We start from the raw sequence: 15,937 nt of genomic DNA on the forward strand, positions 1-15,937 counted from the left end.
ACTCATCCCAGCTGCGACTGGACCCGCGCGGAGATCAGCTCCAGGTGGTCCAGGTCGTCCAGGTCCAGGACCTGGAGGTAGACCCGGGAGGATCCGATGGCCGCGTACCGACCGAGCTTCTCCACCACCTCGGCGGGCGAGCCCGCGAGACCGTTCGCCTTGAGCTCGTCCACGTCGCGCCCGATGGCGGCGGCCCGGCGGGCCACCTCGGCGTCGTCCTTGCCGACACAGACGACCAGCGCGTTGGAGTACACCAGGTCGCCGGGTGCCCGCCCCGCCGCCTCGGCGGCCGCACGGACCCGGCCGAACTGGCGCTCGCTGTCCTCGAGGGAGGCGAACGGGATGTTGAACTCGTCCGCGTACCGCGCGGCCAGGCGAGGCGTCCGGCTCGCGCCGTGCCCGCCGATCAGCACCGGGATCCTGTCCTGGGCGGGCTTGGGCAGTGCGGGCGAGTCGGTGAGCCGGTAGAACTCCCCGTCGTAGCTGAAGGTCTTGCCGACCTCGGTCTCCCACAGGCCGGTGACGATCGCCAGCTGCTCCTCCAGCCGGCCGAACTTCTCCTTCGGGAAGGGGATGCCGTAGGCCTTGTGCTCCTCCTCGAACCAGCCCGCCCCCAGCCCCAGTTCGACGCGACCGCCGGACATCCGGTCCACCTGGGCGACCTGGATGGCGAGGACACCGGGGAGCCGAAAGGTGCCGGCCGTCATCAGCGTGCCGAGACGGATCCGCTTGGTCTCCCGGGCGAGCCCGGCCAGGGTGATCCAGGCGTCCGTCGGCCCGGGCAGCCCGTCGGCGGAGCCCATGCTGAGGTAGTGGTCGGAACGGAAGAAGGCGTCGAATCCGAGCTCCTCGGTGGCCCGCGCCACGGTGAGGAGGGTGTCGTAGTCGGCCCCCTGCTGGGGTTCGGTGAAAATGCGGAGATCCATACCTCCATCCTGCACCGTCGGGTGCGTGTCAACCTCTCCGTCAGCCCCTTGAGCGCCCCGGCCCGGTCGGGTGAATAACCGACCCCCTGGCGGGCCGCGTCCGCCCTGGCCAGTGACCGGCGCCCGACACCCGTCGTTGGCTCGGGCGGAGCCGGACCGCCCGGCCCGCGCGCCGGCGGCCGCTGCCGGTGCGTCGCTCTCTCTCGTGGCCCCGTCCTCGGCGGTGGGGTCCGGGCCGAGGAGGCCCCCATGTCCCAGGAAGCCGCGCCGGAACGGGCCGTGCCCGAGCAGCCGGTGCCGCAGTCCGTGCCCCAGCAGAAGGGCGCCGGCGCCCCCAAGGGCCTGCTCCAGCAGATGGAGGAACTGATGGCGGCGCTCTCCGCCGACCTCACCCAGCTGGACGCCGACCTCCAGTCCACGTCCGACCGCCACGAGCCGGACCGCCACGAGCCCGAGCAGCACGAGCCCCACGGCCCCCGGTCCGAGCAGTACTGACCCGAGGAGCGGCACCACCCCGAGCGGCCACGGTCCGGCCCCGCTCACCACCGGCCCCGCCCCGGGCCCGCGCGGCCCGAGGCGGGGTCGGGAGGCCGGGCCCGCTCCCCGTCCCGCACCGCGAGGCGTCGCAGCATCCCGCGCACCCGGTCGCTCGACTCGTCGGCGGCGTCGATGGCCTCGATGCACTGCCAGTAGAGCCCCTCGTCGTCGGTGGCGCAGGCCACCCCGACCAGGGCGATGCCCACCTCCCCGAGCAGCTCCCCGAGCGCGGTCAGCGACCCGCGCGGGTCCGCCACCTCGGACAACCGGGCCGCGCGCGGCCCACCGGCTCCCCACGCCGGGTACTCCCCGATCTCGCTCAGCCCCCGCGCCTCGCCCCGCAACTCCTGCGGTCCGCAGAGCGCGAGCTGATTCCCTATCGCCTGCGCGAGCGCCTGGGCCTGCCAGGCCTCCACCACGATGTCCTGTGCCGTTCCGCTCTCCGCCAACGCCTGTCGGCCGAGCGTGACGAGCCGCTCCGCATCCATCAACGCCGCCCCCGTTCGTACGACTTATCTGCCCACTGAGTCCACTACCCAGAGTGAGGCCGCCTGAGCCGCGACACCAGGGGAATTCGGAAATCTGTGGACAGGAAGCTCGACGGGGAAAAGTCGGTCACTCCGAAGAGTGACGATCTTCGGTCGAATCCACCTCCTCACCCCCTCCGCCCCGCCTCCGCGCGGGAAATCGCACCTCGTTCCGGTCGATCTTGGCCGCGAGCGCGGCCAGTGGATCGACCCCGAGCACCTCGCAGAACTGCAGGAGATAGGCCAGGACGTCCGCCACCTCGTCGGCGACCCGGTGCGCCGAGTCGGGGTCGTCCATCACCCGCTCCGCCTGCTCGGGCGTCAACCACTGGAAGATCTCCAGGAGTTCGGCCGCCTCGACGCTGAGCGCCGCCGCGAGGTTCTTGGGCGTGTGGTAGGGCTGCCAGTCACGGGCGGCCGCGAACTCGGCCAGCCTGCGCTGCAGTCCCGCTACATCGTTGTCCGTCACGTCCCCAGGGAATCAGGTCCACCACCCCTCACGGGGTCAGCTCCACCACCGTCACCCCGGGCGTCCGGCGGGCCTGTGCCGCCGCGCGCTCCCCGACCGTCCCGGCCACCCGGATGTGCCCGTCGGCGGCGATGCCGGCGGCGAGCACGAGCAGCTCGTCCACCTGCCGCCCGTCGAGCCCGCGGTCGAGGCCGTCGGCGAGCAGCGTCAGGGACTGCATCGCCTCGGGCACCTCGGCGATCCGGTCCATCGCGAGGACGCCGGGGCCGGTGAGCAGGGTGAGCGCGAGGGCCAGATACCGCAGCTCCCCGTCCCCGAGGCGGCCGAGCGGGGTCGAGGGCCGGCCGCCCCGTTCGAGGACGGCCCGCACCGTGCCTTCCGGAAGCTCCTGCACCGCGAGCCCGGTGACGGGACCCGCGCACCCCGCCCCGGCCACGGCGGCGAGGCGGTGGTGGCGGCGCGGGCAGTCGGTGTGGGTGCGGTGGAGGACTTCGGCGAGGTTGCCGCAGCCGCGTCGCAGCCGCCCCTCGCCCGGGGGTACGGGGGCACGCATCCGCTCGGGCCGGGGGTCGCAGGCGAAGGCGGACCGCAGCCCGACGACCACCTGCTCGGCGGCGGCGAGGACTTCGAGCTGCCCGGGGGTCTTGCCCGCGACCCGGAGCGGGAGCAGGGCCGTACCGAGGAGGTCGTCGGGGAGCGGCGCCCTGGTGACGGGGGTGGCGCCCGCGGTGTGCCACTCGGCCTGGACGGTGGTGCGGCCCGGGTCGCGCAGGGCGGTGGCGAGCAGGGTGCGGCCGCGGCCGGTGAGCCGTTCGCCGACGATGCGGAGCCGGGGTTCGGCCTGGACGGCGAGATCGAGGTGGACGGGGCCCTCGGGTCCGTCGACCGTGCACCCGATCCGGAACCCGCGCCTGCCCTGGGCGTCGGGCCGGGCCCGTTCGGGGACGCAGTCGGCGGCGTCCGGGAAGACCTCGTCGAGCGGGTCTCCCGCGCCGAGCCTGGCGAGCGCCTCGTACGCGCGCAGGAGGGTGGACTTGCCGCTGCCGCTGGGCCCGGTGAAGAGGGTGACCGGGCCCAGCGCGTGCGCGCCCGCGCGGTGACCGGCGAAGGCGGACAGCCTCAGTTCGGTGACGGCGGGCCGGGCCCGGAGCCTCCCGCCGACGGGACCGCCCCGGGCCGCCCGCTGCGACCGGCCGCCCTCCGACACCGACGGAACCCGTGCCTCGGGGACGGAGGCGACGCGCGGAGCGGAAGCACCGGCCCGGGGTGGGACGGCGTCGGAGGGAGCCGGAGGGGAGGGAGCAGCCGTGGAGGATGGGGCGAGCGCGAAGCCGCCGGTGAGGTCCATGCCCGGACCGTACGCAGTCCCTTCCCTGACGAACCGTTACGGCGAGATGACCTTCCTACGATCGGGGGACTCCGGCGGTCCGGCCGCCCACGACCTCCTCCTCGTCCTCGCCCTCCGCGCCCTCGACCTCCGTGCCGGCCGGGGCGAGGAGAAAGACGTTCCGGTCGACGCGGTGCATCACGCTGCCGAGGCCGAAGACCACGCCACTGCTGAAGTCGAGGATGCGCTTGGCGACGTCGGTGTCGGCGCTCGTCAGGTCGAGGAGCACCGGGATCTGGGCGGTGAGGTACTCGGCGACCTCGCGGGCGTCGGCGAACACCTGCACGCGGAGCACGACCATACGGCGCTGCTCGGCGGATTCGTACTGCTCGGGGATCGTGCGGTGGTCGACCCTGGACGGCCATGCGTCACGGCCGCGCAGGGGCACGACCTGGGCGAGGCCCTCCCACTGCTCGTCGGTGACGTCGTACCTCTCGTACCTACTCATGGGCACATCCTCCCGCTCCTCACCCGTTCGGCCCAACAACGACACGAGGCGAAGGCCGTACGGTGGAGCCGGGGAGCGTCCTGCGGACACGTCCCGGGACCCGTCGGCCGCCTCGACGCTGTCCGCCGTGGCCTGCGCGCCGCCGACCGCCTAGACGTTCCCGGCCGCGGCCTCGACGTTGGCGATCATCCTGCGCAGCACCTTGAGTGCGGCAATGTACTCCTCGTCGCCGATGCCCTGGTGGACCACCGCGCGCTGTTCCGTCACCAGTTCGCGCAGACGCACCCGGGCGGCCTCGCCCGCGTCGGTGAGGTGGAGGCGGTCCTCCCCGTCGGCCCGGAGCCAGCCCCGGTGGAGCAACTGGTCGACCACGCGGGCGATCTCGTGCGGACCGTCGGCGATCGGCGTCAGCTGGGTGATCACCTCGCCGCGGCCCGGGGCTGGGGGTCCTGCGTCGACGCGGTTGAGCACCCAGTACTGCGGCTGCGTGGTGTCGATCCTGGCCATGGCGTCCCGCAGGTGCCCGGTGACGACGGAGTGTGTCAGACCGCTCCAGTAGCCGATGGGCTGCGTGGCCGGCAGGTCGCCGGTGAGGGTCGGGTCGGCAGGCGCCTGGTCGGTGACCGTGGGGGCGGCGGGTGTTCCGGCGGCGGACGTCGACGAGTTCATGATCACGAAGCTACGCGAAGCTCTTGGCGAGCCTGCGGAGCCCCTCCCTGATCTCGTCGGCCGAGTGCGTGGTGAACGAGAGCCGCATCGCGCCCGGGTCCGGCTCCCCGCAGAAGAACGGCGCCCCCGGCACGTACGCCACCTCGTGCCCGACCGCGGTCTTCAGGAGGGCCGTCGCGTCATGACCGGCGGGCAGGGTCGCCCAGATGAACATGCCGCCCTCCGGCCTGTTCCACCGGCTGCCCTCGGGCAGCGCGGCCGGCAGGCCTTCGAGCATCGCATCCCTGCGCTCGTGGTACGCGGCCCGCATCACCGCGACGTGCGCGTCGAGGTCGCTGTCGCGCAGGTACCGCGCGGCCGCCGCCTGGTCGATGGTCGAGGTGTGCAGGTCGGCGGCCTGCTTGGCGATCACGCAGGCGCGGCGCAGCCCGGCCGGGGCGCGCAGGAAGCCGAGCCGGAGGCCGGGGGCCATCACCTTGGAGAAGGAGCCCAGCAGCACGGTGCGGTCGGCGGCAGCGGGGTCGGCGGCGATCCAGGGGACGCGCTCCCCGTCGTAACGCAGTTCGCCGTACGGGTCGTCCTCGACGATCCAGAATCCGAGCCGTGCCGCGGCCTCGGCGACGGCGGCGCGGCGCTCGGCGGGAAGGGTGCGGCCCGTGGGGTTCTGGAAGGTGGGCACGAGGTAGAGGAGGGTCGGCTTCTCGCGGGCCGCGATCTCCTCCAGGGCCTCCGGGACGACACCGTGGTCGTCGGTGGGCACGGGGACGACCCGGGCGCCGGCGAAACCGAAGGTCTGGAGGGCCGCGAGGTAGCAGGGGTCCTCGACGAGCACGACGGCGCCGGGCTCGACGAGCGCGGTGGTGAGCAGCGTGAGGGCCTGCTGCGAGCCCGTGGTGACGAGCACGTCGTCGGCCTCGGTGGGCAGTTCGCGCGCGGTGAGCCGGGCGGCGATGGCGGTACGCAGCTCCGGGTCGCCCTCGGTGGTCGAGTACTGGAGCGCGTACTGCGGGTTGTCCGTCAGGACGCCGTCGTACGCCGCGCGGATGCCCGCGACGTCGAACAGCTCGGGGGCGGGCAGGCCGCCCGCGAAGGAGATCACCTCGGGCCGCGCGGTCAGCGCCAGGATCTCCCGTACCGGCGACGATCCGACGCCGGCCAGCCGGGAGGCGGTGGCCGGCGTGGGCGCGGAGGGGAGGGAGGCGGTGGCGTTCGCGGGCTCGGAGGCGGCAGAGAGCATGGTGTCAGCATATAGAGGTTCATGGTGCTGTCCAGATCGACCGACTGGGCCTGGGGACAGCGCAGTTGGCGCCCTGGGGAACACACTGGGGAGCGCCTTCGGGGGCTTCGGGGAACACCCTCGGCGGCTTCGGGGAGCTCTCTCGACGGGCCTTGGGAGCGGGCTCGACGGGGCCGGAGAGAGACCTCGGAGCGTTCTCTATTCGCGGCCGACCGGTTCGTCCCGGGCGTCGGCCCACAGCGACCGTACGTGGCCGAGGTGGCGGCGCATGCAGGCCTCGGCGCCCCGCGCGTCCCCGGCGATCATCAGGTCGAGGAGTTCGAGGTGTTCCTCAGCGGAGGTGACCAGCTTGCCGGCCCGGTCGAGGCCGGTCAGACCGTACAGCCGGGAGCGCTTGCGCAGGTCTCCCACCGTCTCGACGAGGCGTTCGTTGCCCGAGAGGGCGAGCAGCGCGAGGTGGAAGCGGCGGTCCGCCTCCAGGTAGCCGATGAGGTCGTGCTCCCGGGCGCGGGCGACGATCTCCTCGGCGACCGGGCGCAGATCCTCCAGCCGCTCCCGGTCGGCCTGCCGGGTGACGCGGCCGACGGTGGGGACCTCGATGAGGGTGCGCAGCTCGGTGAACTGGTCGAGGTCCCGTTCGCTGACCTCCGTGATGCGGAAGCCCTTGTTGCGGACCGGCTCGACCAGGCCCTCGCGGGCCAGGTCGAGCATCGCCTCGCGGACCGGGGTCGCGGAGACGCCGAGGTCGGCGGCGAGTCCGGGGGCCGAGTAGACATGGCCGGGCCGCAGTTCACCGGCGATCAGGGCGGCGCGGAGGGCGTGCCCGACCTGGTCGCGGAGCCGTTCCTGCGCTCTGACGAGGCCGTACTGCTTCAGGTCACCCATCGTGCGTCCTCCGAGAAGTCACGGAGGAGCATCGTACAATGTCACGTTTCTCCCTCCGCCGGTGCGGGAGTCGGGGATTCCGGGAGCCCCCGGAGGGAGGCACCTGGGCCTCAGAGCAGGAACCCGGCGGGGAACGGGTCCTCGGGGTCGAGGAAGTACTGGGCCGTGCCCGTGATCCAGGCCCGACCGGTGACGGTCGGGATCACGGCCGGCCGGCCGGCCACCTCCGTCTCGCCGACGATCCGCCCGGTGAACTCGGTCCCGATGAAGGACTCGTTGACGAAGTCGGTGTCCGGGGAGAGCAGCCCCCGGGCGTGCAGCTGGGCCAGCCGGGCGCTGGTTCCGGTGCCGCACGGGGAACGGTCGAACCAGCCCGGGTGGATGGCCATGGCGTGGCGGGACCGGACCGCGTCGGAGCCGGGGGCGATCAGGTACACGTGCTTCACCCCGGCGATGGCCGGGTCCTCCGGGTGCACGGGCCGGTCGGGACCCGCGTTGACCGCCTCCATGACGGCGAGCCCGGCGGCCAGCAGCTCGTCCTTGCGGTCGCGGTCGAAGGGCAGCCCCAGGGAGTCGAGGTCCACGAAGGCGTAGAAGTTGCCGCCGTAGGCGAGGTCGTAGGTGACGGTTCCGTACCCGGGAACGTCCACCTTCAGGTCGAGCCCGGCGGCGAAGGCGGGCACGTTGGTGAGGGTGACGGAACGCGCCCGGCCGTCCTCGACGCGGACGTCGACGCTCACGAGCCCCGCCGGGGTGTCCAGGCGGACGGTCGTGACGGGTTCCACGACCGGCACCATCCCCGTCTCCACGAGGACGGTGGCGACCCCGATGGTGCCGTGGCCGCACATCGGGAGGAGACCCGAGACCTCGATGAAGAGGACGCCGTAGTCGGCGTCGGGCCGGGTCGGCGGCTGGAGTATCGCGCCGCTCATCGCCGCGTGCCCGCGCGGCTCGAACATGAGGAGGGTGCGGACGTGGTCCAGGTGGGCGGCGAAGTGGAGCCGCTTCTCGGCCATGGTGGCGCCGGGGACGATGCCGATGCCCCCGGTGATCACCCGGGTGGGCATGCCTTCGGTGTGGGAGTCCACCGCGTGGTAGACGTGGCGGGTGCGCATGGGGTCCCTTCGATTCTGCGTGTGTACGTGTCTGGGTGTGGGCGGGTTGTAAGTGTGGGCGGGTGTGGGTGTAAACGTGGCTGCGCGTGTACGTGTCTGCGTGCGTGCGCGTGTACGTGTCCGCTCTGCACGCGTGCACGTGTACGTATCCACATGCCGGCGCGTGCACGTATCTGCGCGCCTGCGCGGTGTACGTGCGCACGCGCCCGCGTGCCCGCGGAGTTACGCGTGGCCGTCCGCGAGGACCTTCTCCGTCGCGGCGCGGACCACGGCCTCCTGCTCCGGCGTCAGCGGGACGCGCGGCGCCCTGGTGGCGCCTCCGGGCCGGCCCGCGAGGTCCATGGACAGTTTGATCGCCTGGACGAACTCGGTCTTCGAGTCCCAGCGCAACAGCGGATGCAGCGACCTGTAGAGGGGGAGCGCGACGTCGAGGTCTCCGGCGACGGCGGCCCGGTAGAGCGTGGCGCAGGTGCGCGGAAGGGCGTTGGGGTAGCCGGCGATCCAGCCGACCGCGCCGGCGAGGGCGAGTTCGAGGAGGACGTCGTCGGCGCCGACGATCAGGTCGAGACCCGGGGCGAGTTCGGCGATCTCGTAGCCGCGGCGGACGTCCCCGCTGAACTCCTTGACGGCGACGATGCTGCCGTCGGCGTACAGCCGGGCGAGAAGGGCGGGCGTGAGGTCGACCTTGGTGTCGATCGGGTTGTTGTAGGCGACGACGGGCAGGCCGACCGCGGCGACCTCGGCGTAGTGGGCGCGTACGGAGCGCTCGTCGGCCCGGTAGGCGTTCGGCGGCAGGAGCAGGACCGAGCCGGCGCCGACCTCCGCGGCCTGCTCGGCCCAGCGCCGGGCCTCGGCGCCGCCGTACGCGGAGACGCCGGGCATCACCCGCGCGCCGTCCCCGGCCGCTTCGACGGCGGTCCGTACGACGCGGGCGCGCTCCTCGTCGGTGAGGGTCTGGTACTCGCCGAGGGAGCCGTTCGGGACGACCCCGTCGCAGCCCTGCTCGATCAGCCAGGCGACGTGGCGCGCGTAGGCGTCGTGGTCGACGGAGCCGTCGTCGCGCAGGGGGAGCGCGGTGGCGACCATGATGCCGTGCCAGGGACGGGCGCGGTGCACAGCGGCTTGCTCGTGGGCCATGAAGCAACTCCCTTGTATGGTGTGTGACATTTTACTGATCCGGATACGCGCCACAAGAGTTCCGTCACCCCTCAGTTCTGACGGTTGATCAGCCCGTCCCAAACGGGGCGGGACGTGACCGGGCCGGGCGGGCCGAGGGGGCGGCCGACCCTCCGACAGGGGACCCCCGGAGCGTCCAGCCACCCCGACCCCGCATCATCGAACGCATGCTCGTGACGTCCGTGTCCGTACTCGCCCTGGCCGTGGTGCTGATCTGCGCCGTCGTCCGCCCGTACCGTCTGCCCGAGGCGGTCTTCGCCGTACCGGCCGCCGGCGCCGTCCTGGCCCTCGGCGCGACCACCACCGAGGCCGTACGCGAGGAGGCCGAGCGGCTCGGTCCGGTGATCGGGTTCCTCGCGGCCGTCCTCGTCCTCGCCAAGCTCTGCGACGACGAGGGGCTCTTCCACGCCTGCGGCACCTGGATGGCCCGCTGGGCGCGCCGCCGCCCCCAGCGGCTGCTGGGCGCCGTCTTCGCCCTGGCTTCGCTGATCACCGCCGTACTGAGCCTGGACGCGACGGTCGTCCTGCTCACCCCGGTGGTCTTCGCGACCGCCACCCGGATGGGAGCCCGCCCCGGACCCCACGTCTACGCGAGCGCCCACCTGTCGAACACGGCGTCGCTGCTCCTGCCCGTCTCGAACCTCACCAACCTGCTCGCCTTCACGGCCTCCGGGCTCGGCTTCACCCGCTTCGCGCTGCTGATGCTGCTTCCCTGGCTGGTCGCGATCGCGGTCGAGTACGGCGTCTTCCGCCGCTTCTTCGCCCGCGACCTCGCCGCCACCGCGACCCCGACCGTTCCGCCGGAGCCCGTCGAGGTCCCGCTCTTCGCCCTGCTCACCGTGGCGGCGACCCTGGGTGGATTCGCGCTGGCCTCGGCGACGGGGGTGGACCCGGCGTGGGCGGCCGCGGCCGGCGCCGCCACCCTCGCCGTACGCGCCCTGGCCCGTCGGCGCACCACCCCGCGCGCGCTCGTCCGCTCGGCGTCGGTGCCGTTCCTGGCGTTCGTCCTGGCCCTCGGGATCGTCGTCCGGGCCGTCGTCGACAACGGCCTCGGCACCGTCCTCGCGCACGTCCTCCCCGACGGCACCTCGCTCCCGGCCCTGCTCGGCATCGCGGCGGTCGCCGCCATTCTCGCCAACCTGATCAACAACCTGCCCGCGACCCTGGCCCTGGTCCCGCTCGCGGCGGCCTCGGGGCCGGGCGCGGTGCTCGCCGTACTGCTGGGCGTCAACATCGGCCCCAACCTCACGTACGCCGGCTCCCTCGCCACCCTCCTCTGGCGCCGCATCGCCCACGAACACGAGCACCCCGTCGCCCTCGGGGAGTTCACCCGGCTCGGCCTCCTGACCGTCCCGGCCACCCTCATCGCCTCGACCGTGGCCCTGTGGGGCTCGCTCCAGCTCCTGGGCGTCTGATCAGCGGGCACGAACCACCCGGAGCCCCTCCCCCGCCCCACCCCACGATCCAAGATCCCGGGAACTCCGTGACGCACTGCTACGTTCTACAAGACCGTAGAAGTAATCGACCTCTGGAGCACTCATGGCCCTGTGGGACCGCGTCAAGGAATCCGCATCGACGATGCAGAACCAGCTGATGGCGAAGAAGAACGACCTGAAGAGCGGCGCGTTCCGGGACGCGAGCATGGCCATGTGCGCGCTGGTCGCCGCCGCCGACGGCACGATCGACCCCGCCGAGCGCCGCCGGGTCGCCCAGCTCATCTCGACCAACGAGGTGCTGCAGAACTTCGACGCGCTCGACCTCCAGCGCCGCTTCGACGCCAACCTGGACAAGCTGACCGCCGACTTCGACTTCGGCAAGGTCAGCGTCCTCCAGGAGATCGCCAAGGCGAAGAAGAAGCCGGCCGAGGCCCGTGCCGTCGTCCAGATCGGCATCGTCATCGGCGGCGCCGACGGCGACTTCGACAAGACGGAGCAGGCCGTGGTCCGCGAGGCGTGCTTCACCCTCGACCTGCCGCCCCACGAGTTCGACCTCTAGCCACCCGGCCACGCGGGGAGCGGAAGAACGAGGGGAAGGAAGGCGAAGGCTCCCACGGCGGCCAGGTTCCGTCCGCCGGATCATGACCTCGTAAGCTGCAGCGCATGCACAGCACGCTGACCGAGCACGCCCGGTGTCTTTACGGAGACGAGTTCCGTCCGACCCCGGCGTGCGGCCAGGAGCACCGCGAGCACTACTTCGTGGAAGAGCTGACGTTCGCTGACGCGGACGCGATCCTCTCGATGCTGCGGGAACTCTGCCCGAACCTGGTCGACGGCCGGCTCCCGGTGTGGATCCGCAACCTCGCCTACCGGCTCGTACTGCTGCAGAGGGCCGACGAGCCGGCTCTCCTGCTGGAGGCCGCGCAGAACCTGTGGCTGCACGGTCCGGACTGGGACGACATCGCGGCGGAGCTCACGAAGAGGGCCGAAGAACTGAACGCTCGCTGACGGAACCCGTTCGTCACAAGATCCGCCGGACGGACCCTGGCCCCCTACGGAACGTCGGAGCCGTCTCCGCAGGTCAATGGGTGCTGACACCCATGTCCTACGCACCCTTTACATGGAACAATTCAGGAGAAGAGGGGGGCCGACGCATGGCATGGTTTCTGGGATTCGGCATCGCGGGGCTGATCGTCACCGCGCTCTCCCTGGTGTTCGACGGCTTCCTGGAGAGCCTCGGCGGCGGACTCGACGGATTCCTCTCGCTCCCGGTGATCGCCGGATTCGTATCGGCCCTCGGCTTCACGGGCGCGATCGCGATGGGCGCGGCCGGCGCCGGGGTCGTCCCCGCCACCCTCGCGGGAGTCGGAGCGGGCGCTCTCGTCGGCTGGGCCACCTGGCGCTTCAGCCGCGCGCTGCTCCGCGACGGCGACGCGCCCGCGCCCCGGGGCGAGGACCTGACGGGGACGTCGGGCGCGGTCGTCACGGCGATCCCCGTAGGGGGTTACGGCGAGGTCCTGTTGTACCTCGCGGGCCAGCCGGTGAAGTACGCGGCGAAGGCGTCGGCGCCGATCGGGCGGGGCTCCGAGGTGTGGGTGGAGTCGGTGCTGTCACCGACGTCGGTCGCGGTCCGCCCCGTAGAACGCTGACCTCTCGCCCTCCTCCGACACCCGCTCCCCCACTTCCCTAACTTCCCGCGCACCGTTCCTTCCGCCCTTCCGTCCCGCCCTTCCGTCCTTACCTTCAAGGGGATTTCTTCATGAGCCCTGTCCTGACCGCTGTCGTGGGAATAGTCGCCCTCGTCGTCCTGCTCGGCCTCGTCGTCGTCACGCGCTACAAGGTCGCCGGTCCCAGCGAGGCGTTCATCATCACCGGCCGACGCGGCAAGAAGGCCACCGATCCCGCCACGGGGCGGGTGTTCACCGACAACAGCGGTCAGAAGGTCGTGGTGGGCGGCGGCGTGTTCGTCGTCCCGTTCGTGCAGCAGAAGTTCACGCTCGACCTCTCCAGCCGGCACATTCCGGTCGCTGTGCGCGGCGCGGTCACCCTGCGCGGGGTGAAGGCCAACCTGGAGGGCGTCGCGATCGTCAAGGTCGGCGGCACCGAGGACTCGATCCGGGCGGCCGCGCAGCGGTTCCTGATGCAGCAGGACGGCATCGTCGGCTTCACCCAGGAGGTGCTCTCCGGCGCGCTGCGCTCCATCGTCGGCCGCATGTCCGTCGAGGACATCATCCGCGACCGCGCCGCCTTCGCCGGTCAGGTCGCCGAGGAGGCCGAGGCCAGTCTCTCCGGGCAGGGCCTGGTCCTGGACGCCTTCCAGATCCAGGACATCACCACCGAGGGCTCGTACCTCGAAGACCTCGGGCGCCCCGAGGCCGCCCGCGCCAGGCAGGAGGCCGACATCGCCGAGGCCGTCGCCCGTCGCGCCGCCGAGCAGGCCCGTCTGAAGGCGGAGGAGGAGATCGCGATCGCCCAGCGGACCCTCTACCTGAAGCAGGCCGAGATCAAGGCCCAGACCGACGAGGCCTCCGCCCAGGCGAACGCGGCCGGCCCGCTCGCCGAGGCCGCCCGTCAGCAGGACATCCTGTCCGAGCAGGAGAAGGTCGCCGCACGCCAGGCCGAACTGACCGACCGCCAGCTCGACACCCAGGTCCGCAAGCCCGCCGACGCCGCCCGCTACCAGGCCGAGCAGGAGGCCGAGGCCCGCCGTATCGCCCTGGTCAAGGAGGCCGAGGCCGACGCGCAGCGGGCCAGGCTCACCGGTGAGGGCGAGAAGGCCCACCGGGCGGCCCTCGCCGACGCCGTACGCATCGAGGGCGAGGCGGAGGCCGCGGCAATCGCCGCCCGGGGTTCCGCCGAGGCCGAGGCGATGGAGAAGAAGGCCGACGCGTTCGCCCGGTACGGGGACGCGGCCGTTCTCCAGATGCTCGTCGAGGTCCTGCCGCAGGTCGTCGCCAAGGCGTCCGAGCCGCTGTCGGCCGTCGACAAGATGACCGTCATCTCGACGGACGGCGCCAGTCAGCTCTCCCGTACGGTCGCGGACAACGTCGCCCAGGGCATGGAACTCCTCTCCTCCACGACCGGGGTCGACCTCGCCCAGCTCCTCCGGGGCATCACGCAGAAGCAGAAGGAGCCGCAGCGGGAGACGGTCGAGGTACGGGAGACGGTCGAGATCGCGGACTGAGGCGAGACGGCCGTCCCCCGCCCTCACACCCGGTCGGTCGCCGACCCGGGCCCCGCGTCGGGTACCCGTACGGGCTCCGGCGCCGGTTCGGGTACGGGGGCTTCCTCCGGGGGCGGAGACGTGCGGCGGCTGCCGATCCAGGTGGCGACCGGCTCGGTGTAGCGGGCGGTGAGCGGGCCGATCACCACGAGGATCAGCACGTACGCGGTGGCGAAGGGGCCGAGTTCGGGCTGTACCCCGGCGGTGACGGCGAGGCCGGCGATGACGATGGAGAACTCGCCGCGCGCGACGAGCGTGCCGCCCGCCCGCCACCGGCCCTTGACCCCGATCCCGGCACGACGCGCGGCCCAGTACCCGGTGGCGATCTTGGTCAGCGCGGTGACGACGGCCAGGGCGAGGGCCGGGAGGAGCACCGGCGGAATGCTGGCGGGATCGGTGTGCAGGCCGAAGAAGACGAAGAACACCGCGGCGAACAGGTCCCGCAGCGGACTCAGCAGCGTATGGGCGCCGTCGGCGACCTCGCCGGAGAGGGCGATGCCGACGAGGAACGCGCCGACGGCCGCGGAGACCTGGAGCTGCTGGGCCACACCGGCGACGAGCAGGGTCAGGCCGAGCACGACCAGGAGCAGCTTCTCCGGGTCGTCGCTGGAGACGAAGCGCGAGATCAGCCGTCCGTAGCGGACCGCCACGAACAGGACGGCCCCGGCGACGCCCAGGGCGATGGCGAGCGTGGCGCTGCCTGCCGCGAGGCCGACCCCGGCGAGGAGGGCGGTGATGATGGGCAGGTACACGGCCATGGCGAGGTCTTCGAGGACCAGGATGCTGAGGATCACCGGGGTCTCCCGGTTGCCGAGCCGTCCGAGGTCGCCCATGACCTTGGCGATGACCCCCGACGAGGAGATCCAGGTGACGCCCGCCAGGACGACGGCGGCCACCGGACCCCACCCCATCAGCAGGGCCGCGACCGCACCCGGGACCGCGTTCAGACCGAAGTCGACGAGCCCGGCGGGATACTGCGTCTTGAGGTTGGAGACCAGGTCACTCGCCGTGTACTCCAGACCCAGCATCAGCAGGAGCAGGATCACGCCGATCTCGGCGCCGATCGCGACGAACTCCTCACTCGCGCCGAACGGCAGCAGACCGCCCTTGCCGAAGGCGAGCCCCGCGAGCAGGTAGAGGGGTATCGGGGAGAAGCGGAACCGGCCGGCGAAGCGCCCGAGCAGGCCGAGGCCGAGGATGATGGCGCCGAATTCGATCAGGAAGACCGCGGAGTGCACGCCGGCCTCACTCCCGACCGAGGATCGCGGCGGCCGCGTCGACACCCTCGCGGGTGCCGATGACGATGAGCGTGTCGCCGCCGGCGAGCCGGAAGGCGGGTGTCGGTGACGGTATCGCCCCGGAGCGGCGCAGGACGGCGACGACGGAGGCGCCGGCGTCGGTGCGCATCCGCGTCTCGCCGAGGACGCGCCCGTTCCAGTACGAGTGCGCGGACAGCTCGATCCGTTCGGCGACGAGCCCCAGGTCGGTGGTGTGCAGCACGTTGGGGCTGTGGTGGGCGGGCATCAGCGCGTCGATCAGTGAGGCGGTCTCGGCCTCGGTGAGGTGCAGCGACTGCGCGCAGGCGTCGGGGTCGTCGACCCGGTACAGGTTCACGGTGCGGGTCCCGTCCCGGTGCGCGATGACCGACAGCTGTCGGTGCTCGCGGGTGGTGAGGTCGTACTGGACTCCGATGCCGGGCAGGGGTGTCGTTCTCGTCCGCGGAGCAGGCAAGGGCCCGTCCCTCCTGTGATGGTGTCGGCCGGTGAGAGGGGGCTGGTGGGCGGGGGCGTGGTCGGGGATGTCGTCCGGGGGTGCGGTCGGGGATGTCGTCAGGCGTCGGTCGGGGGTCCGGTCGGGGGTCCGGTCGGGCCATCGTGTCACCCGCCGGAGCGCCGGGACATG

At 72.5% G+C, this 15,937-nt stretch carries 18 protein-coding genes; 6 read left to right on the top strand and 12 right to left on the bottom strand.

The genetic code is table 11. From position 1 onward, the window contains the following. Positions 1–2 precede the first annotated feature (2 nt). Positions 3–926 carry an LLM class F420-dependent oxidoreductase gene (locus ABT129_RS10470; protein WP_351899161.1) on the bottom strand — a complete coding sequence of 308 codons (924 nt, stop codon included), beginning with the start codon at positions 924–926 and terminating at the stop codon, positions 3–5. 249 nt (positions 927–1,175) lie between these two features. On the opposite strand from ABT129_RS10470, the gene ABT129_RS10475 reads away from it, so the two are divergent. After that, complete coding sequence (locus ABT129_RS10475; RefSeq protein ID WP_351899163.1) at positions 1,176–1,421, top strand: hypothetical protein; 246 nt, start codon at positions 1,176–1,178, stop codon at positions 1,419–1,421. 44 nt (positions 1,422–1,465) lie between these two features. Here ABT129_RS10475 and ABT129_RS10480 read toward each other — a convergent pair whose 3' ends face one another. The 9 genes from ABT129_RS10480 to ABT129_RS10520 form a co-directional block, all read right to left on the bottom strand. Continuing rightward, the gene (locus tag ABT129_RS10480; RefSeq protein ID WP_351899166.1) at positions 1,466–1,951 is read right to left on the bottom strand and encodes a DUF6099 family protein; all 486 of its coding nucleotides are present in this window, start codon (positions 1,949–1,951) and stop codon (positions 1,466–1,468) included. Positions 1,952–2,078: 127 nt separating this feature from the next. Beyond that, positions 2,079–2,459 carry a nucleotide pyrophosphohydrolase gene (locus tag ABT129_RS10485; RefSeq protein WP_351899168.1) on the bottom strand — a complete coding sequence of 127 codons (381 nt, stop codon included), beginning with the start codon at positions 2,457–2,459 and terminating at the stop codon, positions 2,079–2,081. Positions 2,460–2,487: 28 nt separating this feature from the next. Continuing rightward, positions 2,488–3,807, bottom strand: coding sequence for an ATP-binding protein (locus ABT129_RS10490; protein WP_351899171.1), 1,320 nt, complete (start codon positions 3,805–3,807; stop codon positions 2,488–2,490). A gap of 55 nt (positions 3,808–3,862) precedes the next feature. Then, complete coding sequence (locus ABT129_RS10495; protein ID WP_351899173.1) at positions 3,863–4,294, bottom strand: cell division protein SepF; 432 nt, start codon at positions 4,292–4,294, stop codon at positions 3,863–3,865. A gap of 150 nt (positions 4,295–4,444) precedes the next feature. Beyond that, complete coding sequence (locus ABT129_RS10500) at positions 4,445–4,963, bottom strand: MarR family winged helix-turn-helix transcriptional regulator (RefSeq protein WP_351899176.1); 519 nt, start codon at positions 4,961–4,963, stop codon at positions 4,445–4,447. A gap of 10 nt (positions 4,964–4,973) precedes the next feature. Continuing rightward, entirely contained in the window at positions 4,974–6,200 is a 1,227-nt protein-coding gene (locus tag ABT129_RS10505) for an aminotransferase-like domain-containing protein (protein ID WP_351899178.1), read from the bottom strand. A 198-nt stretch (positions 6,201–6,398) separates the two neighbouring features. Continuing rightward, positions 6,399–7,085 (bottom strand): GntR family transcriptional regulator, encoded by a 687-nt coding sequence (locus ABT129_RS10510; protein WP_351899180.1) that lies wholly within the window; start codon positions 7,083–7,085, stop codon positions 6,399–6,401. 110 nt (positions 7,086–7,195) lie between these two features. Then, entirely contained in the window at positions 7,196–8,200 is a 1,005-nt protein-coding gene (locus tag ABT129_RS10515; RefSeq protein ID WP_351899182.1) for a proline racemase family protein, read from the bottom strand. A gap of 222 nt (positions 8,201–8,422) precedes the next feature. Beyond that, positions 8,423–9,337, bottom strand: a complete 915-nt coding sequence (locus ABT129_RS10520) for a dihydrodipicolinate synthase family protein (RefSeq protein ID WP_351899185.1) — start codon at positions 9,335–9,337, stop codon at positions 8,423–8,425. A gap of 206 nt (positions 9,338–9,543) precedes the next feature. Between ABT129_RS10520 and ABT129_RS10525 the strand changes: the two genes are divergently transcribed. The 5 genes from ABT129_RS10525 to ABT129_RS10545 all read left to right on the top strand — a co-directional run bounded on the left by ABT129_RS10525 (position 9,544) and on the right by ABT129_RS10545 (position 13,996). Continuing rightward, positions 9,544–10,791 (top strand): arsenic transporter, encoded by a 1,248-nt coding sequence (locus ABT129_RS10525; RefSeq protein ID WP_351899187.1) that lies wholly within the window; start codon positions 9,544–9,546, stop codon positions 10,789–10,791. Between the two features lie 124 nt (positions 10,792–10,915). Beyond that, the gene (locus ABT129_RS10530; protein WP_351899188.1) at positions 10,916–11,371 is read left to right on the top strand and encodes a tellurite resistance TerB family protein; all 456 of its coding nucleotides are present in this window, start codon (positions 10,916–10,918) and stop codon (positions 11,369–11,371) included. 104 nt (positions 11,372–11,475) lie between these two features. Beyond that, complete coding sequence (locus tag ABT129_RS10535; protein WP_351899191.1) at positions 11,476–11,820, top strand: hypothetical protein; 345 nt, start codon at positions 11,476–11,478, stop codon at positions 11,818–11,820. A gap of 146 nt (positions 11,821–11,966) precedes the next feature. After that, positions 11,967–12,461 (top strand): NfeD C-terminal domain-containing protein, encoded by a 495-nt coding sequence (locus ABT129_RS10540; RefSeq protein ID WP_351899193.1) that lies wholly within the window; start codon positions 11,967–11,969, stop codon positions 12,459–12,461. Positions 12,462–12,571: 110 nt separating this feature from the next. After that, positions 12,572–13,996, top strand: coding sequence for a flotillin family protein (locus ABT129_RS10545; RefSeq protein WP_351899196.1), 1,425 nt, complete (start codon positions 12,572–12,574; stop codon positions 13,994–13,996). A gap of 23 nt (positions 13,997–14,019) precedes the next feature. Here ABT129_RS10545 and ABT129_RS10550 read toward each other — a convergent pair whose 3' ends face one another. Beyond that, positions 14,020–15,273 (bottom strand): cation:proton antiporter, encoded by a 1,254-nt coding sequence (locus ABT129_RS10550; RefSeq protein WP_351899198.1) that lies wholly within the window; start codon positions 15,271–15,273, stop codon positions 14,020–14,022. A gap of 7 nt (positions 15,274–15,280) precedes the next feature. Continuing rightward, positions 15,281–15,766: a cation:proton antiporter regulatory subunit gene (locus tag ABT129_RS10555; RefSeq protein ID WP_351899200.1), complete on the bottom strand. Its 486-nt coding sequence runs from the start codon at positions 15,764–15,766 to the stop codon at positions 15,281–15,283. Positions 15,767–15,937: the final 171 nt, after the last annotated feature.

The organism is Streptomyces sp. NPDC002057 (genome assembly GCF_040296665.1).
Lineage (GTDB): Bacteria > Actinomycetota > Actinomycetes > Streptomycetales > Streptomycetaceae > Streptomyces.